General features: G+C 49.5%; 6 protein-coding genes. All 6 read left to right on the top strand.

The annotated features are described in order from the left end of the window. The first annotated feature begins 344 nt into the window (after positions 1-344). The gene (locus B3Z23_RS01205) at positions 345-1,538 is read left to right on the top strand and encodes an MFS transporter (RefSeq protein ID WP_294900429.1); all 1,194 of its coding nucleotides are present in this window, start codon (positions 345-347) and stop codon (positions 1,536-1,538) included. Between the two features lie 88 nt (positions 1,539-1,626). Next, on the top strand, positions 1,627-2,097 hold the full coding sequence (locus tag B3Z23_RS01210) for a (2Fe-2S)-binding protein (protein ID WP_294900432.1): 471 nt from the start codon (positions 1,627-1,629) through the stop codon (positions 2,095-2,097). Beyond that, positions 2,081-4,339: a xanthine dehydrogenase family protein molybdopterin-binding subunit gene (locus tag B3Z23_RS01215; protein WP_294900435.1), complete on the top strand. Its 2,259-nt coding sequence runs from the start codon at positions 2,081-2,083 to the stop codon at positions 4,337-4,339. The genes B3Z23_RS01210 and B3Z23_RS01215 overlap by 17 nt, the downstream gene beginning before the upstream one ends. A 27-nt stretch (positions 4,340-4,366) precedes the next feature. Beyond that, positions 4,367-5,716 carry a c-type cytochrome gene (locus tag B3Z23_RS01220; protein WP_294900439.1) on the top strand — a complete coding sequence of 450 codons (1,350 nt, stop codon included), beginning with the start codon at positions 4,367-4,369 and terminating at the stop codon, positions 5,714-5,716. Positions 5,717-6,143: 427 nt separating this feature from the next. Continuing rightward, positions 6,144-6,428, top strand: coding sequence for a DUF1778 domain-containing protein (locus B3Z23_RS01225; protein ID WP_294900442.1), 285 nt, complete (start codon positions 6,144-6,146; stop codon positions 6,426-6,428). After that, positions 6,419-6,901 (top strand): GNAT family N-acetyltransferase, encoded by a 483-nt coding sequence (locus B3Z23_RS01230; protein WP_294900445.1) that lies wholly within the window; start codon positions 6,419-6,421, stop codon positions 6,899-6,901. The genes B3Z23_RS01225 and B3Z23_RS01230 overlap by 10 nt, the downstream gene beginning before the upstream one ends. Positions 6,902-7,492 lie beyond the last annotated feature (591 nt).

Raw genomic sequence — 7,492 nt, forward strand, 5'->3', positions numbered from 1 at the left:
CAAAAAATTAATCAGCCTGCTGACAGCGTCCTAAAAAGACTTTCACTGATGAAAACCCCACCCAAACAAACAGATGACGATTTTCCGGGTTTAATCAAATTCCACCCCTGAACATTATTTATCATGACACTTTTTCACCAACAGATTAATGAATAATACTAACAAGCGCTATTAGCCACTTTCATTTATAAGAAACAAATTTAAATGTTATAGTCATTGTTACTTATCAAAATGATAAACTGGTATCACCACCAAATTCCTACTTTTTTTATTAATTCTCCTGACATATTTCTTATCCATTGCATACAAACAACTTGATTGAAAACCTTTTCCAAGAGGACTTTATGACGATCTCGACGTCCACACCACACCATTCCCATAAACAAATGTGGAGCGCGGTTGGGTCCATGACACTCTGTGTTGCCATGCTTATAGCCTCAGAGTTTATGCCTGTGAGCTTACTGACCCCGATAGCTGATGACCTTCATGCCACTCAGGGCATGGCAGGACAAGCTATCTCCGTGTCAGGATTTTTTGCTGTATTTACCAGTCTCTTAATCGCGTCTTTTTCTGGCCGCTTTGACCGTCGCCACATTTTACTCGCCATGACCCTGTTGATGCTGAGTTCATTAATAATGATTGCGCTGGCACCTAATTTCACCCTGCTGATGGTCGCCCGGGCTTTTTTAGGAATGGCTATTGGTGGATTCTGGTCACTTTCTACGGCCACAGTATTACAGTTAGTGCCAGAAAACCTGGTCCCCAAAGCCCTGGGAATGATCTATATGGGAAATTCTCTGGCTACCGCATTTGCTGCCCCTATTGGTGCATGGCTTGGTGGTGTGCTTGGCTGGAGAGCTGTCTTCTGGGGTTTAGTCCCGTTGGTGATTATCAATATTATCTGGCAATTAGTGAGTCTTCCGGCAATGCCTCCGAAAAAAGCGATTCCGGTCTCCCGGGTATTCGGTTTGCTGAAGCGTCGTAATGTGGGTTTTGGCATGCTGGCCGTAATGTTTAGTTTCGCCGGGGCATTTACAACTTTTACCTATCTTCGCCCGTTTCTTGAAACTAAAACCGGGGCCGGGGCTGACCAACTTTCATTACTGTTGCTGGGATTAGGTGCAGCAGGATTTATGGGTACCTGGGCTGCCGGACGCTTACTCGAAAAAGAACACTTGTATGGCATGTTGCGATGGCTGCCTGTGGTTATGGCTGTTGCAACGCTCGGTATGTTGTTGATGGATAAGTCCGTTACCGGAGTCGCCTGCATGATGGTTCTGTGGGGCGCGGTAAATGCTGCGGTGCCTGTTTGTTGGTCAACCTGGCTGGCTAAGGCGATGAGTGATGAACCTGAAAGCGGCGGCGGATTAATGGTCGCCTGTATTCAGTTGTCGATCATGCTGGGGGGCGCTTTTGGCGGTCTACTGTTGGACCATATCTCCGTCATCGCTTCTTTTACCGGCGGCATTATTTTATTGGTGATTTCCTCACTGGTCATTGGTCGTGGAAATCGGGTTTCCCACGCTTCTACATTGTAATGCCTGACTCTGCCACCATGGATTCGCTGCCCCATCTGACGGGTGAATCCACTTTAATAATAACAAACTCATTATTTACCGGAGAGCTATGGAACTTCTTATCAATAACCGAACCGTTCAGATCGATGCTGAGGGCGATACCCCACTACTATGGGTCATCAGAGATGATCTTGGTATGACGGGTACCAAATATGGTTGTGGTCTTTCACAATGCGGAGCCTGCTCAGTGATGGTAGATGGGCAGCTAATTCGCTCATGTGTAACTCCCATCGACAAGTTGGAGGGCAAACATATTACGACTATTGAGGCGATTGATACAGATGATGTAGGTAAACGTGTCGTTGCTGCGTGGGTAAAGCATCAGGTTCCTCAGTGTGGTTACTGTCAGTCCGGGCAGGTTATCGCAGCAACCGCGCTGTTAAAGCAGGTCGCACACCCAACAGAGGAAGAAATTGCCGCCGCTATGGTCAACCTCTGTCGTTGCGGTACCTATAACGCAATTAGTGCCGCGATTCATGAAGTCGCCAGTGAGGAGGTGAGGAATGAAAAGACTTCCTGAGTTTCTTTCCCGCAAATTAAGCCAGATGGAAGATGGCCAGGCGACCAACCTCTCCCGTCGTCGCTTTCTGCTCGCGTCTGCCGGAACGGCTGTTGGTGCGTTTGTTCTGGGCTTTGGTCTGCCTGTTGGTCAGGCAAGAGCTCAGGGGACTAAGGATCCCCTGCCGCCAGGGACACGAGTCCCCGCATTTCTTGAAATCCGCCCTGATAACAGTATTCGTTTTCTCTGCCCGTTTGTTGAAGGTGGACAAGGTATTTTTACCGCTATGGCACAGATAGTCGGTGAAGAACTGGATGCTGATCCGGCGACCTTCATTGTCGAGAATGCACCCGCAGGTGCTGAATATCAGGTGATGGATATTGGTATTCGTATTACCGGTGGCAGCATGTCGGTACGTATGAGTTACCACACGATGCGTCGCCTGGGGGCGCTGGCTCGTCAAATGTTACTTCAGGCTGCTGCTACAGAATTGAATGCCCCCATAGCATCGCTGACTACTGAGCCCGGTAAAGTGATCGATTCTGCTTCTGGCCGTTCATTAACCTATGGCCAGCTTGCAGGCAAGGCTATGGATATTGAAGTCCCTGATCCTGCAGAGGTTAAACTTAAAGACCCCGGTCAGTTTCGTTGGATTGGTAAACCCATTCCCCGCCTTGATATGCATATCAAATCGACAGGACAAGCTATCTATAGCATCGACTGTAAAGTTGAGGGCATGCTGCAAGCCGCAGTTCAGCATGCACCACGAATCGGTCTGACGGCTGGCGAAATCCGTAACGAAACCCAGGTGACGGCCATGAAGGGCATTCACTCTGTTCATCGTTTACCTGGTGCAGTCGCCGTAGTTGCTGAGCGCTGGTGGCAGGCGAAACGAGCCGCCGAGGCATTACAGGTCAGCTGGAATGAGCCTGCAGAAAATGAGCGTGATCGTTATATGCCAGCAGATTTTTCCTCGGACAAATTTGCCGAACTTCTGGCTAAAGAACCCGGTAATGGAGACGAGGCTGAAGCGAAGGGAGACGTTAATGAAGCAATGGGTAAAGCACACAGTAAGATTGAGGCAACTTATCACTCGCAATATCTCAATCATGCCCAGTTAGAGCCCCCTTCTGCATTGGCCCGTTTTAACGCCGACGGTTCTCTTGAATTGTGGATGCCAAATCAGGCTCCGGAAATGTTTCAGGCTGATGTAGCAAAGCGAACCGGCTTACCTGCCGAAAAGATCTTTATTCATTCTCCACTGCTTGGTGGTTTCTTTGGCAGACATTTTGTTTATGACACAGCCATGGTCTACCCCCAGGCGATACAGTTAGCGAAGGCGGTTGGACGCCCTGTAAAAGTTATCTGGAGTCGCGAGGAGGAGTTTTTACGCGATACCCGTCGCCCAATGGCTGCGGTGCGCTTTAATGCCGGGCTTGATGAAGCAGGTTACCCGGTCGCACTGGACGTTGTGACGATTACTGAAGGCCCTACTGAAGGAATCGCAGGTAAGCGGGGAGAAAAACTGGATGAGACAGCGGTTGAGGGGCTCACTCATAAGCCATATGCCATACCAAACCGACGCATCGCACAAATCTATAAAAAGGGTCCCGTGTTGGTGGGTTACTGGCGATCCGTGGGTAATTCAATGAATGATTTTCTCTATGAAAGCTTCCTTGATGAAATCGCTCATGCTGGCGGTAAAGACCCGTTCGAACTGCGGCTGCATTTATTGCAGGGGAATAAAAGGCTGACCACTCTTCTGAATGCTGTCGTTGACTTGTCAGGGGGATGGAAACCGGGGCCTTTCACTGCTGCGGATGGCTCTCAGCGCGCGCGTGGCATTGCAATGGCTTCTCCCTTTGGTACCGAAGCTGCTGCTATCGCTGAGGTCTCAATCCTCAATGGCAAAGTGAAAGTCCATGACGTCTGGGAGGCCATTGACCCTGGCAGCATCGTCAACCCGGCCATCATTGAGGCGCAGGTGAACAGTGCCGTTGCATTGGGTTTGTCACAGGTGCTTCTGGAAGAAAGTGTTTTTGAACAGGGGCAACCTGTAGCGCGTAATTATGATATGTACCCTATTTTACCTCCGTCTGCGATGGCTAAAGTCCATGTGAAGATTGTTGAAAGTGGAGAGAAGATGGGAGGTATTGGTGAGCCACCACTTCCCGCTGTTCCACCTGCGGTAGCCAACGCGGTGTTCAGGCTAACCGGCAAGCGGGTGCGTAGCATGCCATTGTCCCGCGTTGACTTTACCTGATCCTGACCCGATACGGAGAATAACAAAATGACAAAACGCAGGATTGGTATTGCACTGTTTATTTTGCTGATCGTTATCATTACCTGTGCCGCCTGGGCGTTGCGGGAACCCTCTTCGCCTTTTGCTTCCAGTGATAAGATGGATGCATCAACGGCAGAACTGCTCAAACAAGGAGAATATGTTGCCCGCCTGAGTGATTGTGTTGCCTGCCACAGTATCCCTGGCGGAGCGCCTTTCGCAGGTGGCCTTAAGATGGCCACCCCCGTCGGTAATATCTATACCACCAACATTACCCCGGACACTGCGACAGGTATTGGTTCCTACAGCCTTGCAGATTTTGATCGTGCCGTGAGAAAAGGGGTGGCTAAGGATGGGCACCGGCTATATCCCGCTATGCCCTATCCTTCCTATGTAAAACTGAGTGATGAGGATATCCGCGCACTTTATGCCTGGTTCAGACAGGATGTAAAACCCGTTAACCAGCAAAATAAACCCAGCGATATACCATGGCCATTAAATATGCGCTGGCCACTGGCATTCTGGAATACCGTGTTTACCCCAACCAATTCGTGGCAGCCAAAAGCCGGGAAGGATCCGCAATGGAACCGGGGTGCCTATCTGGTCGAAGGTCCGGGACATTGTGGCAGTTGCCATACCCCCCGTAGCCTGGCTTTCAATGAAAAAGGCCTGGATGACTCCAGTGAACATTTTCTGGCGGGTGCATCACTGGATGGCTGGTACGCCCCCAGCCTGCGAGGTGATGCCAACACCGGTTTAGCACGCTGGAGTGAAGGAGATATATTTACTTTCCTGAAAACCGGACGTAATCAGCACGGTGTTGTTTTCGGCTCAATGGCTGATGTTTTCAATAATTCAACACAGTACATGAGTGATGATGACCTGAAAGCTATCGCTCATTATCTTAAATCCCTCCCGGCAGGTAGCAATAATCAGCAGCAGGAGTGGCATTATGATGATTCTACCATGAGCAAACTGACCGTATCCGAAAGGTTGAGAACGCCAGGTGCTCAGACCTTTATGACGCGTTGCAGCAGTTGTCATGCTGCTGATGGTAAGGGCCAGGCTCCGTGGATCCCCCCTCTGGCAGGGGCGACCTCCATGCTGGTTGATGATTCGTCATCCATAAATGTGACCCTGAATGGTTCAGCCAGGGTTGTTGCTGATGGTATGCCGGACGCTTACCGAATGCCACCATTTCGCAAGCAACTCTCTGATAAAGAAATCGCGGATGTATTAAGCTTTATCAGAACCTCCTGGGGCAATACCGGTACGACCGTGAAACAGGAGTCAGTGAAACAACTTCGTGAACGCACCGATCCTGCAAGCAGTAATGTGATTATTCTGCAAATGCGATAAGCCAGTAACAACAGGCCAGGAGAACAGACGAGCCTCACGGATGAGGCGAGTATATCGAACCTTGTTTAATGAAGGGTTCGGCTTTGCAAAAGCAAAAAAAACGCCTCAAAAATAACAGGACACGTGCGTGTCAGTTTCTGAAACACAACAGATCGTCATGGTATCAGCGCAATGCCAGATGCAATAAAAGACGGAGCAGGAATATTCACATTATTGATTTTTTGATCAAAGCCCGGTGTCGCCATGGCATTTTCCGGACAGCCATTTACGCAATTTCGTAGCGGATTCATATCATTATACCCCCCTCATGCGTTAGCTCAGTATGGCACTTTTTCTTTCAGCTTCTGATGAAAAAACCATGTATAGCAATTTGCTATCATACGGGCTACTATGATTGTATAGCAATTTGCTACCTACAGGAGTAATTATGCCAACTACTGTCCGTAAGTCCGTTCGTGATAAGCAAATCAATATCCGTGCCACGGATGAAGAACGCGCAGTGATCGACTACGCTGCGAGTCTGGTTAATAAAAACCGTACTGATTTCATCATTGAAAGGGCTGTTGATGAGGCCCGGAACATTATTCTGGACCAGCGCGTGTTCGTTCTTGATGATGCCCGTTATCAGGAGTTCATCAGACAGCTCGAAGCCCCTGTGCAGAATGTTGAAGGTCGTCAGCGGCTGATGGATGTAAAACCTGAATGGAAATAAATGTCACTGCGCCTGCTTTACTGACAGAAGAGCATGTCCTTCACTCGTTCGATTGTGGGAATGAGATACTTGATGACTGGCTTCGCCGACGTGCGATGAAGAATCAGCATCTCAATGCTTCCCGTACATTCGTCATCTGTCCTGAAGGCACTACGTGTGTGGTAGGGTATTATTCCATTGCGACAGGCTCAGTGAGTCATGTCGGCTTAAGTCGTAGCCTGCGACAGAATATGCCCGATCCTGTACCCGTTGTTTTGCTGGGCCGACTTGCAGTCGACGTATCTACTCAGGGCAATAACTTCGGGAAATGGTTGCTGAATGATGCCGTGGTACGCGTTTCAAATCTGGCGGCTCAGGTCGGCATCAAGGCTATTATGGTACATGCAATTGATGAGCAGGCTAAAGCGTTCTACGAATACTTTGGCTTTGTGCAGTCACCGATTGCGACTAACACGTTATTCTACAAAATATGATGGTTTCATGCGGGTAGTCATCAGTTGAACACCCGGAGCCGAAACCACATTAACTGCCAGTTTTCCGGTGTTTTTCCTGTCTTTCTTCTGTCACAACGTATTAATCAGGAATGTCACTGTAAAAGGCGGGTTCTTCTAAATGAGTGGTGCCCGGACCCGGACAACTGTGTCAGGAACACAGTTGTATTGTGCGCCAGCGCAACCCCGCAGGGGCGAGCCTCAGGGATGAGGCGAGTATATCGAACCTTGTTCGATGAAGGGTTCGGCTTTCTGAAAGCAANNCCCGTACCCGGACAACTGTGTCAGGAACACAGTTGTATTGTGCGCCAACGCAACCCCGCAGGGGCGAGCCTCAGGGATGAGGCGAGTACATCGAACCTTGTTCGATGACGGGTTCGGCTTTTCAAAAGCAAAAAACCCGCCAGAGGCGGGTTCTTCTAAATAATGGTGCCCGAACCCGGACAACTGTGTCGGGAACACAGTTGTATTGCGCGCCAGCCCAACCCCGCAGGGGCGAGCCTCAGGGATGAGGCGAGTATATCGAACCTTGTTCGATGACGGGTTCGGCTTTCTGAAAGCAAAAAACCCGCC

The sequence above is a fragment of the Tatumella sp. UBA2305 genome (genome assembly GCF_002345795.1).
Taxonomy (GTDB): domain Bacteria; phylum Pseudomonadota; class Gammaproteobacteria; order Enterobacterales; family Enterobacteriaceae; genus Tatumella; species Tatumella morbirosei.